Origin of the sequence: Streptomyces sp. AC1-42W (assembly GCF_003248355.1) — a bacterium.
Classification (GTDB): Bacteria; Actinomycetota; Actinomycetes; order Streptomycetales; family Streptomycetaceae; genus Streptomyces.
This window is the reverse complement of the sequence record NZ_QKWY01000001.1, coordinates 1381387-1399973: the sequence shown is the minus strand read 5'-3', so window position 1 is coordinate 1399973 and position 18587 is coordinate 1381387. Positions and strand designations below refer to the sequence as shown.

Genomic DNA, 18587 nt, shown 5'->3' with positions numbered 1-18587 from the left:
TGTCACGCGAAGAGTCGCCGCCAGGTCTCCGGGCCCGGATAGCCGTCCGCCTCCCGGCCCCGCCATCCCTGGGCCTTCTGGAACGCCTCGACATTGCGCCGGTCCGCCTCGGTCCACCGGGGGTCGGGGCCCGAGCGGTAGTGCGCGCCGTATCCCTTCTTCACCAACTGTTTTCCGAGGTTCTCGACATGGCCGCTGACCTGACCCGGCCGGAAATAGCCCCGTCCGGGGAAGGCCGGGACCGCCTTCGAACCGCTCTGCCCGCCCGCGGCGGGGATGTCGCGACCGGTTCCGGTCACCAGCCGCTGCCAGGTGTCGGGGCCGGGGATGCCGTCGGCCTCGGCGCCCTTCCAGCCCTGGGCCCGCTGGAACGCCTGGGTGGCGTTGCGGTCGGCGGCGGTCCACAGGGGTCCCGGACCGACCTTGTAGAAGCGCTTGCCGCCCCGGCCGACGAGCATGGTGCCGAGCCGGGTGACCTGGGTGTTGTTCGTGCCGGGCCCGAACTTCGTCGCGCCGGGGAACGGCGCGGTGGTGGCCTCGCCGCCGGAGTTCCCGGTGGCCAGGCCCTTGTACCGGTAGGCGACGTAGCTCGCCGAGTTGGTCCAGTAAGCCATGGGCGTCGTCTGCTTGCGGGTGCTCGGCTTGGTCTGCTCGTACGCCGTGTAATGGGTGTGCGTGTGGTCGGTCCAGCCGCCGAAGATCGTGACGTGGGAGCCCCGGGCCGGGTCGGCGAGGTTGTGGAAGAGCAGGATGTCGCCGGGCTGCAGATCCTCGCGGGCGATGCGGGTGCCGTACACGGCGAGGCTGCCGGTCCACTCGTTGCCCGGCAGGTTCCAGGCCATCGAGACATAGCCGGAGCAGTCCTGCCGGTAGCCGTCCGTCCAGTACGTGGACATGCTGTACGGGACCTTCGCGGCGACCCACTTCTTGGCCCGGTTGATGATCTCGGTCCGGGTGGTCGCCGGCAGTACGGGCGCCGCCGAGGACGACAGGCTCGTCCCGGCCTCCGCCGCCCCCGCGTCCGCGGCCCCGGACGCCCCGGTCCCCGGCGCGTCCGCCCCCGGCGCCTCCGCGCCCGGCGAACCGGTTCCTCTCAGCGGGCCCGGCATGCCCTGCGGGCTGTCCGGGAACGGGGAGAGCCCGGCCGGCACCCCCGTACCGGGCACCGGGGCCGGGTCGGCGGGGGCGCCGAAGGACTCGGCGATCCCGCCGCCGAGCACCACCCCGGCCGCGGTGACCAGGACCATCGCGCGCCGCGCGCCGTGCGCGGCGGGATTCCCTCCGTATCGCGTGGGCAGTCCCCCGGCGGCGGTCCGCCGCTGGGCGGCGCACCCCGGGCACGGACAGTCGGTGGCGGGTACGTACTCCTCGAAGGCCGGCACGGTCATGCGATCCCCTCCGCAGTCGTCAAGATCCTCGGGCCATCTGCTCGGGCGCCAGTGTCGCAACAGTCACGACATACCGCAGTTTGACGGATAGAAGGGAAAAAACGACCATCCGACAGGCCGGGAGACGGCACAGCGGTCGGGAGCACCGCTCGGGATCGGGTAGAGTTCTCGACGTCAGCAGGCGCCGCTAGCTCAGTTGGTTAGAGCAGCTGACTCTTAATCAGCGGGTCCGGGGTTCGAGTCCCTGGCGGCGCACAGACAGTCAAGGCCCCCTCGCTCCGCGCGAGGGGGCCTTGATGGTTTTCGGCCCGCTCTCCGCCCACCTGACATCTGCGGAGGGTGACCGATTATCGACGTAACGTCAGAATCCGGGTGGGGTGGGCGGGGCTCGTCCCCCTACAGTGGGGCCTGCGGCGGACCCGGGCGTTCCGGGGTCCGCCCGGTGGGTCTCCCGCGTCCGTGCCGGGCCACTCCCGCGGCCCGCGCACCGCGGTCGAGGACCGGCCCGGCCGCCACCCGGTGACGGGCGGCGGCCGGGCCGGGTACCGAACGGGTCAGACGGCCCCCGCCAGGGCCTTCGCGCTCGCGGACTCGCCCGACGGCGCCGTACCGGCGGGTTTCTCCGCCGTGAGGTAGGCCGAGACGACCACGTTCGCGGTGTACGAGTGGGACTCCTGGTCGTACGTGCCGCCGCAGGTGATCAGCCGCAGCTCCGCCCGGCCGTCCTTGCGGGGCCCGTACGCCTTCTGCGCGTCGAACCGCGCCCGGGTGAGGACCTGCACGTCGTCGATGGTGAACTCGGCGACCGTGCCGTCGGTGCGGGTGACGTCCACCTTCGCGCCGGGGCGGGCGGCGCTGAGCCCGTAGAAGACGGCCGGCTTGGTCTCGGTGTCGACATGGCCGACGAACAGGGCGGGACCGGCCGCGCCGGGCTCGGTGCCGGCCCCGTACCAGCCGACCGTCTGGGGCGTGTCGAACGACGGCGGCTCGATGGCGCCGTCCGCGTCCAGGCCGCGCGGGACGACGGGGGCCCGGACGCCGATCGACGGGATCTCGACGCTCTTCGGCGCGACGCCCCCGATCGGCTCGTGCGCCGGGGGCAGCGGCACGCCGAGCGGACGCCCCACGGCGGCGACGTCGCCGGTCGTCGGGGCGGAGCCGATGCCCGAGCCGTCGGTGATGCCGCGCCCCCACAGCCACAGGCCCAGCAGGATGACCGCCCAGGCCACTCCGGTCAGCAGCCTGCCGCGACCCGCCGAGCCCCCCGAGCCCTCCGATGCCGTCATGTCAGTCGGCCGCCGGACGTCGGCGGCGCACGCCGCGGAAGGCGACGGCGGCGGCCGCGACGGCGGCCAGGCCGAAGCCGATGACCTCCTGGGTGGTGCCGGGGCCGTCCTGTTCGACGGTGTCGCTCGCGAGCACGGCGGTGCCGCCGCCGCCCGCGTGGACCGGGGCGACGGGCATGGGCCGGGAGCGGTGGACGACGGTGAGGGTGGCGGTCACCGTGGTGTGCTTGTCGTCCTTGCAGACCGCCCGCACGTCGTAGTCGCCCGGCTCCGCGTCGGCGCGGACCCTGGCCTCGGCGTAGAGCGTGCGGTCGCCGCCGGACGAGAACCGCGCCTCGGAGACGAAGGCGTCGGAGCTCCCCTTGGCCTCCTTGGCCTTGCAGCCGGCCAGCTCCAGCTCGACCTCACCGCCCGGCGCGAGGGACGACGGGGTGACCGACAGGGTGACGCGGGACCGTGAGTCCTCGTGGCCGGAGCCGGATTCGGCCAGTGCCGCCGGGACGGGCACCACGGTCGCCGCGGCCACTGCGGCGGCACAGAACGTAAGGGGTATGGAACGCATCGTGAACCTCCTGATGGCAGGTTCACGCGCGCCCGGCCCTTCCGCATCCGCAGCGCGGAGGCGTTGGGCCGGTGGAGTGGGGCGTACGGGGGAGGCGGGCGCGGTACGCCCGCCTCCCCCGGTCCGGGGCCCGGTGTCAGCTCGGGTCGACGAGCTCGACCAGGTCCGCGATGGAGTCGACCACCGTGGACGGGCGGAACGGGTACTTGTCGATGTCGGCGACCGTGGTGAGCCCGGTGAGCACCAGGAAGGTCTGCATGCCGGCCTCCAGGCCCGCCAGCACATCGGTGTCCATCCGGTCGCCGATCATGGCGCTGGACTCGGAGTGCGCGCCGATCGCGTTGAGGCCGGTGCGCATCATCAGTGGGTTCGGCTTGCCCGCGAAGTACGGCGCCTTGCCCGTCGCCTTGGTGATCAGGGCGGCGACGGAGCCGGTGGCGGGCAGCGGGCCCTCGGCGGACGGGCCGGTCTCGTCCGGGTTGGTGCAGATGAACCGGGCGCCGGCGTTGATCAGCCGGATCGCCTTGGTGAGCGCCTCGAAGGAGTACGTACGCGTCTCGCCGAGCACCACGTAGTCGGGGTCGTGGTCGGTGAGCACGTAACCGATGTCGTGCAGCGCGGTGGTGAGCCCGGCCTCGCCGATCACGTACGCCGTGCCGCCGGGGCGCTGGTCGTCCAGGAACTGGGCGGTGGCCAGCGCGGAGGTCCAAATGTTGTCCACGGGCACGTCCAGACCCATGCGCTGGAGGCGGGCGTGCAGGTCGCGGGCGGTGTAGATCGAGTTGTTCGTCAGGACCAGGAAGGGCAGCCCCGAATCACGCAGCCGCTTGATGAAGGCATCGGCGCCGGGGATCGGGGTGCCCTCGTGGATGAGGACGCCGTCCATGTCGGTGAGCCAGGACGAGATCGGCTTGCGCTCTGCCATTGTGGGACTCCAGTTGCCGTACGCCAGGTGCGGGGACGCCGGCGGCACCGCGTTGTGCAGCGCCGACGCCCCAGAGTTTAGGCGGAGTGCCCGACCTGGAGGTAACGGCCGACCACCTGGTGATCAACGGTGCGCGCGGCGGGTGCGGCGGGTGTGCCGGGTCGTGAGCACCATCGCGCCGCCGCCGATCAGGAAGCCGGAGACGGTGAGGGCGGGCAGGGTCACGGGGACGGAGATGCCGGTCCTGGCGAGTTCCGGCAACCCGGCCGGGTCGGTGCCGGGCGGAAGGGGGCGGCGGGCCGCGCCGGGCGGCGTCGTGTCGGTCCTGCCGGGGTCCGCGTACCCCTCGTCGCCCTTGCCCCTCACCGTGCCGCTCCCCTCTTCCCGCGTTCCGTCGATACCCATGTCGTCCCTGTCCGTCGCGTCCGTACCGCCGCCCTCGACCACGGTGAACGGGTAGTCGCCGGACTCGCCGACCCACTCCCCGTCGCCGCCCCCCGCCCCGTCCCCGGCGCCCCGGCGCTGGACGACCGCGGCGTTCGCGGTGATCCGGCCGGGGGCGGCGTCCGAGGTGAAGGCGAGCCGGACCTGCACGGTGACGGTGCGCCCGGCGGGCACGGTGAAGCCGGGGAAGGCGTCGTCGCCGTCACCGCCGAAGACCCCGATGTGCTCGTCCCGGTCCGTCGTCTCCCAGGTCACGCGGTGCTCGACGCCGGGCCGGGCGCGCTCGGAGAACCGGAGCCGGATCTGGTCCGAGGTCAGGGTCCGGTCCTCGTCGGTGAGGACGAGGACGGGGTGGACGGCCCGGCAGGGCTCCGCCGTGGTGTTCGTCAGGTCCAGGAACCAGGTGCCGTAGCCGCCGCCGGACGCGTAGGTGTCGGGGCCGCCGTGGATACGGGTGTCGATGGGGAAGTCGTCCGACGCCGGGTCCCCGCAGCCGGTCCGGCCGGGCGCGGGCGCCGCCGGGGTGGCCGCCTTGGTGACGGGGCCGCGCTGCGGTGCGGCGGACGCGGTCGCCCCGCCGAGGACGACGGGCATGACGCTGGCGGCGGCGAGACCGAGCGCGAGGCCGTGCCGTGTCCGGCCGCTCCCGGGCGGTTCGGGGGCCTCGGCGGGCTCAACGGGTTCGGGCGGCATGGCGGACCGGCCTCCACTTCGTACGACGACGGTCGGCCGGCGCGGACCGGCGGATCAGGACCGGGGTCGCGCCCCTGATCCGCCGGCCACGCCGCGGCCCCGGACCCGAAGTGCACCGGCCCGGAAGACGAGCCGCGGCCCCGCCCACCGGTCGGACGAGCGGCGCGCCGCGGAACACGCCTGCCCGGCGACCCTGCCACGCGCACCCGGCGCCGCGCGGCAGACGTGCCGGTGCCCACCGGAACGACGGCCGACGACCGCCCGATCGGCGGCGGGCGCACCATCGCGGGCGGGCGGCGAGCTGACCGGGCGGCGCGTGGCCGCCGCCTCCGGGCCCCCTCCTGCCGACGGCGACATCCTGGGAGCCGGTGGACCGCATCGTGCACGGGCTGGACGACCAGTGTCTTGGATCCTCCTCCAGTTGGAGGATTCAAGCACCGATGGTCAGTGGTGGCCGTACCCATGTCCGAACAAGATCCACCAGCACGATCGGCCCCACCCACCCCACGCGGTGAGCGAACTCGACGGTGCCCACCGTCAACAGCGTGGAGCAGGACCGAGCGACTCGACCCAGGACGTGAAGTCTACGGAAACGACGTCGAAGTCCGCAGGGTCCAGATCACCCAGCCCGGAGGAGAACACGGCGGAGTCCGGGTCATCGGCACGCAGGAGGAAACCGCGGCCACCGCTGTCATCACCGACGAGGAGAAAACCCGGCGCATACCGCGCGACTTCGTACGTGGCATTGCGTTCACCGATGTCCCCCGCCGAGTACACGGCGACACCGGACTCGGTGAGAAGGCCGTCCCTCACGCTCCACAGCGCCAGCAGCGGAGCCGGCAGGTTCACCTCCGCCATGGCCTGCGCCCGCATCACATCAGCCCGCGTCGCCGCCGGCGACCTGGAAACCGAGCCCGTCACCCCGCACCCCACCCCTCCGAACAGGATCTGACTTCCCTGACAATCAGCGGCACAGCAACTCCCATCAGGACCGCTCCCAAGCAAACCACCACAACCAAGCAGGCCGCCAGGCGGAGTTCGCTGTTCATTGGTTCCGACCTGCGTTCTCTTTCGTTGTCAGTGGGGGCTGTTAGGTTGCGGATCATGGCGACGACAGCAACGGCCGAGCAGGGTTCCGGGCTCGCCCGGCTGGAGGCGGAGTGGGCGCGGTGCAGGTGGGTGTGGAACGAGTGCGTGGCGGTGTCCCGCAAGGTTCACGCCGCGAACCGGGACGCGGCTGAGAAGACGACGTGTGGTCCGGGCCGGCTCGACAGGTTGCTGACCGGGGCTCGGCAGTCGATGGTGTGGCTGCGTGAGGGTGCGTCGGTGCCGCAGCAGCAGGTCATCCGTGACTTCGCGAAGTCCCGTGCCAAGGCGGTCAAGGACATCGAGGCCAGGGTGCCGGTGCGGCGGCGGGCCGGGATGCCCCGCGTCAAGCGAAAGCGGGACGCACTGCCCACGCTGAACTACACCCGGCGCGGATTCCGCCTCAAGGAGGGCCGTCTCCACCTTGCGGGCGGCATCGTCCTGACGGTCGTGTGGTCCCGTGCCCTTCCGGCCACACCCTCCAGCGTGCGGGTGTACCGGGACGGTCTGGGGCACTGGTACGCGTCGTTCGTCGTCGCCACCGAACCCGAGCCGCTGCCCGCCACAGGGCGCGTGCTCGGCGTGGACTGGGGCGTGAAGGAGACCGCCACCACCACATCCGACGCCCACGACCTCCCCCACCCCGAACACGGCAGGAGCGCGGCGCAAAGGCTTGGGCGTTATCAGCGGATGATGGCCCGCCGCCGCCCCGCCAGGGGCAAGGCAGCGTCCAGGGGCTACCGCCACGCCCGGCGGCAGGCCGCGAAGGTGCACAAGAAGGTGGTCCGGCAGCGGCAGGACACCGCCCGCAAGTGGGCCAAGGCGGTGGTCCGCGACCACGACGCCATCGCCATCGAGGACTTCCGGCCGAAGTTCCTGGCGAAGACCAGCATGGCCCGCAAGGCCGCCGATGCCGCGATCGGCGCCACGAAGACAGCCCTCATCGAGATGGGGCGTAAGCACGGCCGGGACGTCCGTCTCGTGCATCCCGCGCACACCACCATGGACTGCGCACAGTGCGGAGCGAGAACCAAGCACGCACTACCTCTCTCGGAACGTACCTACACCTGCACCGCGTGCGGAGCCGTGTCCCCCAGGGACAAGAACTCCCCCCGCGTGATGCTGGTCCGGGCTGGTCTCAACCCGGCTGGTGCCGATCGTGCAAGAGCCGGCGGACCGCAGGTCCCCAGCCAACGTGAGCCAGAAATCCTCGCCCTTTCCTAGGGCGGGGAGGATGTCAAGAGTCTTCTCTCCTCGGTCGGTCCTCGGTCGGGATCGGGCCCGTCGGATGGGTAGCGGCCATCGCAGGCTTGTCCGATCCTCCAAGACGTCCGATCACCCCGCAAGACCCTGTTCACACCCTGGACCGGCCGGGCCGGCCCCGCCGTCAGGCGGCGGGGGCGACGGCGGTGCCGGGGGCGGTCATGTCGCGGTACAGGTAGGCCCGCTCGATCGCGGTCCAGGTGGTACTGGTGACGACGTACAGCGCGGCGGCCAGCGGCACGAACCCGACGGTGAACAGGGTGAAGAAGGACATCATCGGCATCAGCCTGGTCATCGCGCCCATGCCCGGCATCGGCTGCCCGTCCGGGCCGGTCACCGGGGCGGCCGGGTTCGCGGCCATCTGGCGCTTGGTCCGCCCGTAGTTGAACGTGGCGACGGCGGCGACGATCGCGAAGAGGCCCAGGTAGACGAGGCCCTGTGCGCCGAAGACCCCGCCGTGCGCGAGGGCGTCGTGCCAGCGCTCGCCGAGCGGGGCGTCGAACAGCTGGTGGTCCAGGAGCGCGTTGGCCTCGTCGCCGATCCGCCGGCTGGAGAAGAGGTGGTAGAGCAGGAAGAACGCGGGCATCTGGAGCAGGCTCGGCAGGCAGCCGGAGAACGGCGAGACCTTCTCCTCGCGGTGCAGCTCCATGAGCGCCTTCTGCATCCGCTCGGGGTTCTTGGCGTGCTTCTCGCGCAGTGCGGCGATCTGCGGCTGGAGCCGGCGCTGCGCCTTCTGGCCGCGTGCGGCGGCGCGGGAGAGCGGGTGCACGGCGAGCCGGACGAGCGCGGTGAACAGGACGATCGCGGCGGCGGTGGCGGCGCCCTGGAAGAGCGGGTGGAGGAGGTCGGCGAGGGCGCCGACCAGAGCGGCGAATGCGGACATGAACGCGGACATGGCTGAGGTGTCTCCGGGAGGCTCGTCGTGCCGGGAAGCGGAAGGGAACTGCTTCGGCGTGACGGTCCGCGAGATGCCCGTGCCCGTACGGGGTCGGGGCGCTGCCCGTACCCCTGCGGGGTCGGGAGGAGCGGGGGCGGGGTGCCCTACGCGGCCGTCGGGACGGCGCGGCCCGGTGCTCGGGGACGGCGGCGCCCCTGCGCGTCGGGGTCCCGCTGGGGAAGGAACGCGGTGCGTTTCTCCCGGTCGCGCATGGCCGTACGGACCCGGGTGCGGGGCACCGGGGCGGCGCAGCGGGCGCTGATGACGGCGCAGGCGGCGAGCGCGGTGCCGGCGGCCGCGGTGGCGGCGAGCGCGACGGCGGCGGAGAGGGTGCCGCCCTCGGCGAGCAGCACCTCGGTGAGCAGCAGGAGCAGCAGCCCGGCGGGGCGCAGAAGGCGGGAGAGTCCGTCGCGTACGCGGTTCACGGCGTAGCTGCCCATGGGCGGTTCCCCCCTCTCCGGATGGCTGCGGCCGGTCCATCCGTTATACACGACGAACCCGTGCCGTCAACGTGCATTGACAACCGGCTCGTCGCGGGCCAGCACCTCCTCGTCCGGCCGCGCGTCGTGCTCGCGCGGCCCCGCGTACGTCACCGCCAGCGCGACCACGAGGTTTGCGGCGAGGGCGACGATGCCCGCGTTCACGCCCCACACGGGGTCGTTGTCCGTGAACACGAACCCGCACACCGCGCCCACCCCGACGACGAGCCCGCTCAGCGCCCCGAGCAGCGTCAGCCGGCGCCACACGAGCCCCAGCAGCACCATGGGCAGCAGTTGCGCCATGCCCTCGTACGAGATGAGGGAAAGGCGGACGAGAGTGTTGGGGGCGGTGTACGTGAGCAGCAGCGCGAGGGAGCCCGCGACCACGACGACCAGTTGCGCGGCGCCCTTCTGCCGGCGCTCCCAGCGGGGCACGAGCGAGAGCACGCTGCGGCCCCACATCGTGCCGATGACCAGCATGAACACGGCCATGGGCACGATCGAGGAGAGCGCGGCGGCGACCCCGATGACGCCCACCGACCAGGCGGGCAGCGAGTCCGTGACCAGCTCGAACAGAGCGAGGTTGGACTCGGCGCCGACGAGCCCCGGCACCACGAACAGCGCGGCCATGCCGAGGAGCATCGGGACGAAGAGGAGGACGTTGTAGGCGGGCAGCCACATGGCGTTGCGGCGCAGCACGTCGGCGTTCCTCGCGCCGAGGTAGCCGGCGACGGTGGTCGGGAAGATCACGACGGTGAGGGAGTTGAGGAACGAGGTGGTGATGAACCACGCCTGCCCGAGGCCGCTGTCGCCGTGGCCGGGGAGGGTCAGCCAGTCGCTCTTCTCGGTGACGAGCCGGTCGAGGAAGGGCCCGTACCCGCCGAAGTAGTGCGCGGGCACGTACACGGCGAGGAATCCGAGCGTGACGATCACCAGCAGGTCCTTCAGCACGGACACCCAGGCGCTGCCGCGCAGCCCGCTGACGACGACGAAGCCGGTGGTGACGGCGAAGGCGATGAAGTAGGCCCAGTTCAGGCTGATGGCGCCGTAGGAGATCGTCGAGACGACGACGCCCATGCCGGTGATCTGGAGCTGGATGTACGGGAGCAGGAACACGGTCGCCAGGACGGCGACGAGCGCCCCGAGCCAGGGCCGCCCGAAGCGGTGCGCCACCATGTCGGTGATCCCGACGAGCCCGTGCTCGCGCGCGTACGCCCACAGCAGGGGCCCGACGACGTAGCCGAGCGCGTAACCGCAGGACATGTACGCGACGACGTAGAGGACGGGCGCGCCGTAGTTGTAGCCCCAGCCGGCGGCGCCGAGGTAGCTGAAACTGGTGTAGCCCTCGCCTGCCATCAGCACCCAGATGAAGACGGTGCCCAGGCTGCGTCCGCCCACCGACCACTCGGCGAGCCCGCCGCCGCCCTCACCATGCTGGCCGCCCTTGCCGCCGCGCCGACCGCGTACGGCGAGCAGGCCGAGGGCGACGGTGGCGACCATGAAGACCCCGAAGACGGCGGTCGCGACGGTGGCGTTCACCGGCGGTCACCCCGCCGGGCCAGCCAGACGGCGACGGGGGTCAGCAGGGTCGCCCCGAGCAGCCAGAGGAAGAGGAACGGCAGCCCGAGAACGACGGGTTCGACCCGGTTCACGAACGGCAGCGCCCCGAGGTAGAGGACGTAGGGGACCAGCAACCACAACAACCGCGGACGTCGTCTGAGCACGTCGGAGTACCTTACGGGCTCGGCCCCGCGCGGACCGGAAGGCTCTCCCCACCTGTGGACAAGCCCCCCGTTCCGGGCCCGTACAGCAGTACGGTGTGGTCCATGCGCCCCGACACTCCTTCCGACCACATCACCGAAGCCGAGCGTCTGCTCCGCACCGCGGCGCAGTACCCCGAGGACCACGAACCACTCCTCCTCCAGGCGGCGGCCCACCTGGAACTCGCCGGCGAACGCGCCCGCGCCGCGACGCTCTACGACGAACTCCTCAACTCCCCCGGCACCGAGCACCCGCAGCTGGTGAAAGCGCTGAGCGCGTCGAACCTCTGGGAGTACGGCCACGAGGCGGAGGCCCGCGCGCTCATCGACGGCGTGCGCGTGGCGGCCCCGCAGGAGGCGGCGCCCTGGGAGATCGCGGCCGAGACGCTGGAGGCCCACGACGAGCTGGAGGCGGCCCACGACCTCTTCTCCACGGCCCTGCGGCTGCTGATCGCCCCGGGCGAGGAGGTGCCGTACGCCACCCAGTCGCTGCTCACCGGCCGCCACCGGGTGCGCAGGCTGATGGGCGCCGCGCACGACGCCTGGGACGAGCTGGCCGACACGCTGCACACGGCGGCGGTGCCGCTGGACGAGTTGCACGACCCGAAACGCCTGTGGTCGCTCGGCTCCTCGGACCCGGGCGAGCTGCGTGCCGAGATCACCCGGCTCCGCGCCGAACTGGGTACGTACCGCACGGCGTTGTCGCGCCCGTTCCCGGTGGCGGTGCTGCACTGGCCGGCGGACGAACTGCGCGAACTGCTCACCGCCTACCCCGGCCTGGGCAGCGAGTACGCCTCGCACCCGGACCATCTGGCGCGCCTGGAGACCGCGCTGCGCGACCTCCAGGCGGCGGGCACCCCGAACCTCGGCATCGTCACCGGCACGGTCCCCTCCTACGAGGCCTTCGCCGCCTCGGAGGCCGCGTCCCCGGCGGACCCGGACCTGCTCCCCCAGTACGCCACCACCCTGGCCGCCCGGGGCCGCGCGGTCCCGTGGCCGCCGCCGAAGAGCGGGGCGTGCTGGTGCGGCTCGGGCGAGTCGTACCGGGAGTGCCACGGCGGGCGGGTGGGCTGACGGACATGCCCGCGCTCCAGCGCCTGCGCGCCGACCACGCCCCCGCCGTCCTCGCGTTCGAGGAGGCCAACCGGGCCTTCTTCGCCGCCTCGGTCCCGGACCGCGGCGACGCCTACTTCACCGACTTCCCGGCCCGCCACGCCGCCCTGCTCGCCGAACAGGAGACGGGCGTCTGCCACTTCCACGTCCTGGTGGCGGAGGACACCGGCGAGGTGCTGGGCCGCTTCAACCTGCTGGACGTCTCCGACGGCGCGGCCGAACTCGGCTTCCGCCTCGCGGAGAAGGCCACCGGCAGGGGCCTGGCGACCGCCACGGTCCACCACCTCTTCGGCCTGTGCCGCACCACGTACGCCCTCACGATGCTCCGCGCCCGCGCAAGCCTGGCCAACGCGGCCTCCCGCACGGTCCTGCGCCACACGGGCTTCGTGGCCACGGGCGAAGAGGTCCTGCTCAACGGCGAACGCGGCCTGGAATTCGTACGCGAACTGGGAGCGGGCCACCGCGAGGCGTGAACGGGGGGCGCGGCGGCCACCGGGATTCCCGGCTGTCCCATCTTTGCAATACCATCACATCCCATCTAGTCATCAGGGCCGCGCCTCCCCACCCAGGTCCCAGCTCTGTGTGCGCGCGAGGAAGGCTCCATGGCCCCGTACCAGCCCTCTGCCGACTGGCAGTTCGAGGTCCCCACCACCGGCGCCAAGCGGCTCCCGCCCGCCGCCCGGTACGTCGAGTCGCTGACCCACCAGGGGTACGGGTTCGAGGCGGCCATCGCCGACCTCGTCGACAACTCCATCGACGCGGGCGCCCGCAACGTCGTCGTCAGCCTGCTGCGGGACGACGACCGGCTGGTCAGCCTGCTCGTCATAGACGACGGCTGCGGCATGGACGACGCGGCGCTGGACACCGCGATGACGGTGGGCGGCCGGCAGGGCTACGCGGAGGCCGCGCTGGGTCACTTCGGCGCGGGGCTCAAGGCGGCCTCCCTGTCGCACGCCGGATCGCTCACCGTGATCAGCCGCACCAAGCGCAGCCCGTCCACCGGCCGGCGCTGGCTGACCGCCCGCGCCCAGGCCGACTTCAGCTGCGACATCGTGGACCCGGAGTACTGCCAGGACCTCGTCGACCGCTACGACGGCGTCATCCAGTGGCACGGCACGATCGTGCGCTGGGACCGGGTCCGCGCCTTCGAGACCATCACCGCCGGGCAGACCGACCGCTATCTCAACGACGCGATCGAGAAGCTGGAGACCCATCTGGGCCTCTACCTCCACCGCTTCCTGGCCCGCGACGGCTTCAACATCGACATCGTCGTGGAGGACGTACGGACCAGGGAGGAGCTGGACCACCGGGGCGTCGAGCCGATCGACCCGTTCGGCTACCGGGTGCCCGGCCGGGCCGGCTACCCCCGTACGTACTCCGCGCCGGTCGAGGGCGTCGGCGAGGTCCCGCTGACCGCGCACATCTGGCCGCCGAAGTCCCCGCTGGTCAGCTTCCGGGGCATCGGGCCGCTCGCCGAGCGCCAGGGCTTCTACATCTACCGCAACGACCGCCTCGTCCAGGCGGGCGGCTGGAACGGCACCCGCAGCCCGGAGGGCCACCTCGCGCTCGCCCGGATCGCCGTCGACCTGCCGCCCGGCCCGAACGACGTCTTCAACCTGACCGTGAAGAAGGACGGCGTGACCGTCACCCCCGCGTTCGCGCGCGGCCTGGAGCGGGCCGCGGACGGCTCGGGCCACGCCTTCGCCGCGTACGTCCAGGAGGCGGCGCTCACGTACCGGGAGGCGGCCCGGCGCGCCACCGAGCCGCAGCGCAAGGCGGTCCTGCCGGCGGGCAAGGGGATGGACCCGAAGCTGCGGCGCACGCTGCGCGACGAGCTGCCGGAGCTGGAGGGCGAGGACCCGATCGCGTTCCGCTGGGACACACTGCCGCCGGACGTGTTCTTCGAGCTGGACCGCGAGCACCGGGAGGTCCGGCTCAACCGCGAGTACCGGCAGGTGCTGAACGGCGGCCGGCGCGGCGGGCTGAACGACGCGCCGGTGATCAAGAGCATGCTCTATCTGATGGTCAACGAGATCTTCCAGAAGGAACGGGTCCGGGCCGTCCACACCGACAACGTGGCGCTGTGGAACAGCGTCCTGGTCACGGCGGCGCGCTGCGAGATGGAGCGCTGAGCCCCCGCTTCCTCCTCCCCATTTCCCCCGTCCTGGCCGCCCCCGTCCTGGCCGCCCCCGTTCCCGCGCCGATCCGAGAGAGCCGCCCGTCATGACCGACCACCTGTTCACCCTGCACGGCGATGTGCTGGCCGCGATGCGCCGGGGGCCCAGGCCCTTCGCGAAGCTGGCCTTCGCGCTCTCCGAGGACGAGGAGCCCGCCGACACCACGCTCTCCCTCTTCCTGGACCGCGTGCTGGCCGCCGATCCGGGGGACGGGCTGATCGCGCTGTGGCACCGCACCCTGACCGCCTGGGACCTGGCCGAGCAGGCCGACTGGTCCCAGGCACCGCCCCGTACGGACGCGCGCCGCGCGGACGCGTACGACCGGCTGGGCTTCGCCGCCGGCCTCCGCAAGGCGCTGGACAGCGCCGTCCCGGTGTTCAAGGAGCCCGGACCGGCCGTCATCAGCAAGGAGTTCACCTCCTGGTACTCGCGGGACACCGCCGCCGCCCGCTCGTTCTACTGGAACGCCTACGAGCGGCTGCTGCGCGCCAAGGGCTGGCCGGACGCGGCGGTCTCCGGCCTCGACGAGGCGAGCCACGCCGTGGTCGAGCGCCTCTCCGACCCCACCCGCCCCGAGGCGTACGACGCGCGCGGGCTGGTCGTCGGCTACGTCCAGTCGGGCAAGACCGCCAACTTCACCGGGGTCACCGCCAAGGCCATCGACGCGGGATACCGCCTGGTCATCGTCCTCGGCGGCACGCTGAACCTGCTGCGGGGCCAGACCCGGCGCCGGCTCGACATGGAGCTGATCGGCCAGGAGAACATCCTGCGCGGGGCGGACCCGGCCGACCCGGACGCCCTGGTCGGCATCGACTACCAGGAGGACGCGGACTGGCCGGAGAAGTTCGTCAGCCACGGCGGCCGGCCCTCCTCCCTCGGCGCCTTCGACATCGAACGCCTCACCACCCGCGACAACGACTACAAGAGCCTGCTCAACGGCATCCGCGCCCTCGAATTCGAGAAGCAGTCCCGCACCGAGCCGCTGTACGCCCCGGCCAACCTGCACCACGCGGCGGCCCGGATCATGGTCGTGAAGAAGAACAAGTCCGTCCTGGCCAAGCTGATCAACGACCTGAAGAAGATCGGCCCGATCCTCTCCGAGATCCCCGCGCTGATCATCGACGACGAGTCGGACCAGGCGTCGGTCAACACGACGGACCCGAAGAAGTGGGAGGAGGGCAAGGTCACCCGTACGGCCATCAACGGCCAGATCTCCGAGCTGCTCGGTCTGCTGCCGCGCGCCCAGTACGTCGGCTACACCGCGACCCCGTTCGCCAACGTCTTCATCGACCCGGGCGACAGCGCGGACATCTTCCCGCGCGACTTCCTGATCTCGCTGCCCCGCCCGTCCGGCTACATGGGCGTCCAGGACTTCCACGACCTCGACACGGACGAGGGCACCGCCGAGGAGACGCACATCCGCGGCATCTACGAGTCCACCGGCGACCGCCTCCAGGAGGCCCTCGACGCGTTCGTCCTCACGGGCGCGCTCAAGCTGTACCGCGCGGACCGGGGCGTGCTGGAGGGGCCGTTCCGCCACCACACGATGCTCGTCCACGAGTCGGTGCGCATGGCCGAGCACACGGCCCTGGCCCTGCGCATCAGCACCATGTGGCACCAGGCCGGCTACACGGGCCGCGCGGGCCACGACCGGCTGGCCGCGCTCTTCTCCGCCGACTTCCACCGCTTCGCCGACCCGGAGCTGCCCACGCCGGACTCGTACGAGGAGCTGCGCGCGTACGTCTCGCGGGCCCGCCAGCTCATCAACGCGGGCGGCACCCCCGTCCTGGTCGTCAACGGCGACACCGAGCGCGACTACGACCAGCCCGACCTCGACTTCGAGCGGACCCCGCACGTGTGGAAGATCCTGGTCGGCGGCACCAAGCTGTCGCGGGGCTTCACGGTCGAGGGCCTGACGGTCACGTACTACCGCCGCACCACCCAGCAGGCCGACACCCTGATGCAGATGGGCCGCTGGTTCGGCTTCCGCCCCGGCTACCGCGACCTGGTCCGCCTCTACATCGGCCGCGAGGAACCCCTCGGCAAGACGAAGACCATCGACCTGTACGAGGCCTTCGAGGCCATCTGCCGCGACGAAGAAACGTTCCGCGCCCAGCTGACCCGCTACGCCACCCTGGTGGACGGCAAACCCCAGGTCACCCCGGCCCAGATCCCCCCGCTGGTCTCCCAGCACCTGTCCTGGATCAAGCCCTCGGCCCGCAACAAGATGTTCAACGCCGAACTGGTCGAGATCCGCTCCCCGGGCCAGTGGGTCGAACCGACGGCATACCCGGTGGAGCCCACGGAACTCCGGGCGAACGCGGCAGCGTGGGGGGTGGCGCTGGGGGCGCTGGGCCCCGACCTCGTCACCCTGCGCTGCGCCGCCGCCGGGCGCGACGACAGCTACCGGGCGCGCATCGGCACGATCGACCACGGCACGCTGCTCGGCATCCTGTGCGAGCTCAAATGGTCGGCCCCCGCCCAGTTCTCGCCGCATCTGCAGTCCCTGGTCTCCGCGGGCGAGGCGGGCGACGGCATCGACGACTGGTTGGTGATCGCCCCGCAGCAGACGTCGGACCGGCGGGTCGAGGCGAGCCTCCTCGGGCACGGACCGCTCTCGCCGGCCCGCCGTACCCGGCGCCGCGGGGACCTCTTCGGCGCGATCAGCGAGCCGAAGCACCGCGGGGTCGCCCTGCGGGTCGCCGGTGCGCTGGAGGACTCCGGAGACCCCTTCGTCGAATCGTTGGTCCGCGAGCGGCGAGGCGTCGTGGTCCTCTACCCGTTGACCGAGTCGGAGCCGAGCCCCGGTCCGGACGGCGCGCTCGACGCCGGGGAGGTCGTCATGGCCTTCTGTCTGGTCGCCCCGGCCTCGGCGAGCGCGGGCCGGCGCAACCTCGTGCGCTTCCGCACCATCGATTCGAGCAAGGGCGATTCCGTCGTCATCGACCGCGAAGAGGGCCGGGCGTAGGAGACTTGGTCGTGATGAGTACCGCCAGACCCTCCTCCCCGGCCGTGTCCGCCCGCATGAGTCGCCAGGCGAGCCGCGACACCGCGCCGGAGGTGGCGGTCCGCAAGCTGCTGCACGCGTCCGGCTACCGGTACCGCCTCAACGAGCGGGTGCCCCACATGTCCCGGCGCACGATCGACATCGCCTTCACTCGGGCCAAGGTGGCGGTGTTCCTGGACGGATGCTTCTGGCACGGCTGTCCCGAGCACGCGACGCAACCGAAGTCCAACGCCGAGTGGTGGCGGCAGAAGCTCGATCGCAACATGGCGCGGGACGCCGAGACCACGGCTCATCTGGTCGCCGAGGGGTGGACGGTCCTCCGCTTCTGGGAACACCAGGCGCCGGCCGCTGTCGCCGAGAAGGTCGCGGAGACGGTCGATCGCGAGAGGTCCACCAGGGGAACGGGGCGAGGGGGCGGGGGCTCGTGAGCGACCTGCGGTTCGTGGATGTGTGCGCGGGGGCCGGTGGGCTGGCCCTCGGTCTGGAGCGCGCCGGGTTCGATCCGGCACTGCTGCTGGACAGGAAGACGGTGGCCTGCGAGACGCTCGCGCTGAACCGGCCGCACTGGAAGGTCCTGGAGATGGACCTGCTGGACTTCGTGCCGGACGAGCACCCGCACACGTACGACGTCGACCTGCTGTCCGCCGGCCTCCCCCGTCTGCGGTCGAGCGCGACGGTCGCCCGGGCGGAGACGGACGAGGAGGAGCGACTTCTCCGGGCCGCGGTGCTCCTCGCCCACTCGATCCAGCCGCGCGCGGTGATCCTGGAGAACGTGCCGGGGCTGGTCGACGCCGGTGCCTTCGAGCCGCTGCGGGAATTCGTCCGCGAGGAGCTGGAGCACCTGGGCTACCGACTCCACTGGTTCGTCGTGAACGCGGCGGACTTCGGTGTGCCCCAGGACCGGAGGCAGGGGGTGCTCGTCGCGCTCAAGGAACGGTACGCCGGCCGGTTCCGCCCGCCGGAGCCCACGGTGAAGGAGCATGTGCCGGTGGGCACGGCGCTGCGGCGATCCATGGCCGCCCGGGGGTGGACCGGCGCCGACGCCTGGGCGGCCAGGGCGGTATCCGTGGCTCCCACGCTGGTCGGCGGCTCCGACAATCGCGGGGGCGCGGATCTCGGCCCGACGGGCACGAAGGCCGCCTGGGCCCGGATGGGGGTCAACGGAGGGGCCCTGGCCGACGAGGTGCCCGGCCCCGAGACGGACGCGGATGGCCTGGTCAAGCTCACGGTCGCGCAGGCGGCGCTGTTGCAGGGCTTCCCGGCGAAGTGGCGCTTCGCGGGCCGCAAGACAGCCCGGTACCGACAGATCGGCCACGCCTCGCCGCCCCCGGTGGGCGAGGCGCTGGGCGCGGCGGTCGCGGCGGCCCTGCGGACCCGATCACTTGGCGATTGACCAGCAATTTGGCCGGCTACACTGGCGTATCATGACCCACCCACGCCATCCGTCACTCTCCACCGCGAGATTTC

General features: G+C 72.3%; 17 protein-coding genes and 1 tRNA gene. 8 read left to right on the top strand and 10 right to left on the bottom strand.

The annotated features are described in order from the left end of the window. Positions 1-2: 2 nt before the first annotated feature. Positions 3-1388: a peptidoglycan-binding protein gene (locus tag DNK56_RS06390; protein ID WP_111331270.1), complete on the bottom strand. Its 1386-nt coding sequence runs from the start codon at positions 1386-1388 to the stop codon at positions 3-5. Between the two features lie 181 nt (positions 1389-1569). On the opposite strand from DNK56_RS06390, the gene DNK56_RS06385 reads away from it, so the two are divergent. Further along, positions 1570-1643: transfer RNA gene (locus DNK56_RS06385), tRNA-Lys, on the top strand. Between the two features lie 299 nt (positions 1644-1942). Here the strand turns inward: DNK56_RS06385 and DNK56_RS06380 are convergent. From DNK56_RS06380 to DNK56_RS06360, 5 genes are all read right to left on the bottom strand, one after another. Continuing rightward, entirely contained in the window at positions 1943-2674 is a 732-nt protein-coding gene (locus tag DNK56_RS06380; protein ID WP_111331268.1) for a class F sortase, read from the bottom strand. A gap of 1 nt (position 2675) precedes the next feature. Then, the gene (locus DNK56_RS06375) at positions 2676-3236 is read right to left on the bottom strand and encodes a hypothetical protein (RefSeq protein ID WP_111331266.1); all 561 of its coding nucleotides are present in this window, start codon (positions 3234-3236) and stop codon (positions 2676-2678) included. Between the two features lie 136 nt (positions 3237-3372). Next, positions 3373-4161: an HAD-IIA family hydrolase gene (locus DNK56_RS06370; protein WP_111331264.1), complete on the bottom strand. Its 789-nt coding sequence runs from the start codon at positions 4159-4161 to the stop codon at positions 3373-3375. A gap of 123 nt (positions 4162-4284) precedes the next feature. Then, entirely contained in the window at positions 4285-5298 is a 1014-nt protein-coding gene (locus tag DNK56_RS06365) for a hypothetical protein (protein WP_111331262.1), read from the bottom strand. Positions 5299-5835: 537 nt separating this feature from the next. Next, positions 5836-6156, bottom strand: a complete 321-nt coding sequence (locus tag DNK56_RS06360) for a hypothetical protein (protein ID WP_111335529.1) — start codon at positions 6154-6156, stop codon at positions 5836-5838. 246 nt (positions 6157-6402) lie between these two features. Here DNK56_RS06360 and DNK56_RS06355 point away from each other — a divergent pair, with 246 nt between their 5' ends. Further along, on the top strand, positions 6403-7608 hold the full coding sequence (locus DNK56_RS06355) for an RNA-guided endonuclease InsQ/TnpB family protein (protein WP_241989780.1): 1206 nt from the start codon (positions 6403-6405) through the stop codon (positions 7606-7608). Positions 7609-7771: 163 nt separating this feature from the next. Here DNK56_RS06355 and DNK56_RS06350 read toward each other — a convergent pair whose 3' ends face one another. The 4 genes from DNK56_RS06350 to DNK56_RS06335 all read right to left on the bottom strand — a co-directional run bounded on the left by DNK56_RS06350 (position 7772) and on the right by DNK56_RS06335 (position 10757). Further along, positions 7772-8542 carry a YidC/Oxa1 family membrane protein insertase gene (locus DNK56_RS06350; RefSeq protein ID WP_111331260.1) on the bottom strand — a complete coding sequence of 257 codons (771 nt, stop codon included), beginning with the start codon at positions 8540-8542 and terminating at the stop codon, positions 7772-7774. A gap of 146 nt (positions 8543-8688) precedes the next feature. Beyond that, positions 8689-9024 (bottom strand): DUF6412 domain-containing protein, encoded by a 336-nt coding sequence (locus DNK56_RS06345; RefSeq protein WP_111331258.1) that lies wholly within the window; start codon positions 9022-9024, stop codon positions 8689-8691. A gap of 66 nt (positions 9025-9090) precedes the next feature. Further along, entirely contained in the window at positions 9091-10602 is a 1512-nt protein-coding gene (locus DNK56_RS06340) for a sodium:solute symporter family protein (protein ID WP_111331256.1), read from the bottom strand. Continuing rightward, positions 10599-10757 carry a DUF3311 domain-containing protein gene (locus tag DNK56_RS06335; RefSeq protein WP_111331254.1) on the bottom strand — a complete coding sequence of 53 codons (159 nt, stop codon included), beginning with the start codon at positions 10755-10757 and terminating at the stop codon, positions 10599-10601. Before DNK56_RS06335 ends, DNK56_RS06340 begins: the two co-directional genes overlap by 4 nt. A gap of 132 nt (positions 10758-10889) precedes the next feature. On the opposite strand from DNK56_RS06335, the gene DNK56_RS06330 reads away from it, so the two are divergent. From DNK56_RS06330 to DNK56_RS06305, 6 genes are all read left to right on the top strand, one after another. Further along, positions 10890-11897 carry an SEC-C domain-containing protein gene (locus DNK56_RS06330; RefSeq protein WP_111331252.1) on the top strand — a complete coding sequence of 336 codons (1008 nt, stop codon included), beginning with the start codon at positions 10890-10892 and terminating at the stop codon, positions 11895-11897. 5 nt (positions 11898-11902) lie between these two features. Next, positions 11903-12409 (top strand): GNAT family N-acetyltransferase, encoded by a 507-nt coding sequence (locus DNK56_RS06325; protein WP_111331250.1) that lies wholly within the window; start codon positions 11903-11905, stop codon positions 12407-12409. A 129-nt stretch (positions 12410-12538) separates the two neighbouring features. Further along, positions 12539-14068 (top strand): ATP-binding protein, encoded by a 1530-nt coding sequence (locus DNK56_RS06320; protein ID WP_111331248.1) that lies wholly within the window; start codon positions 12539-12541, stop codon positions 14066-14068. Between the two features lie 91 nt (positions 14069-14159). Continuing rightward, entirely contained in the window at positions 14160-17081 is a 2922-nt protein-coding gene (locus DNK56_RS06315) for a Z1 domain-containing protein (RefSeq protein ID WP_111331246.1), read from the top strand. A gap of 14 nt (positions 17082-17095) precedes the next feature. Then, positions 17096-17548, top strand: a complete 453-nt coding sequence (locus DNK56_RS06310; protein ID WP_199563864.1) for a very short patch repair endonuclease — start codon at positions 17096-17098, stop codon at positions 17546-17548. Then, entirely contained in the window at positions 17545-18513 is a 969-nt protein-coding gene (locus tag DNK56_RS06305) for a DNA cytosine methyltransferase (protein WP_111331242.1), read from the top strand. Before DNK56_RS06310 ends, DNK56_RS06305 begins: the two co-directional genes overlap by 4 nt. The last annotated feature ends 74 nt before the right edge of the window (positions 18514-18587 follow it).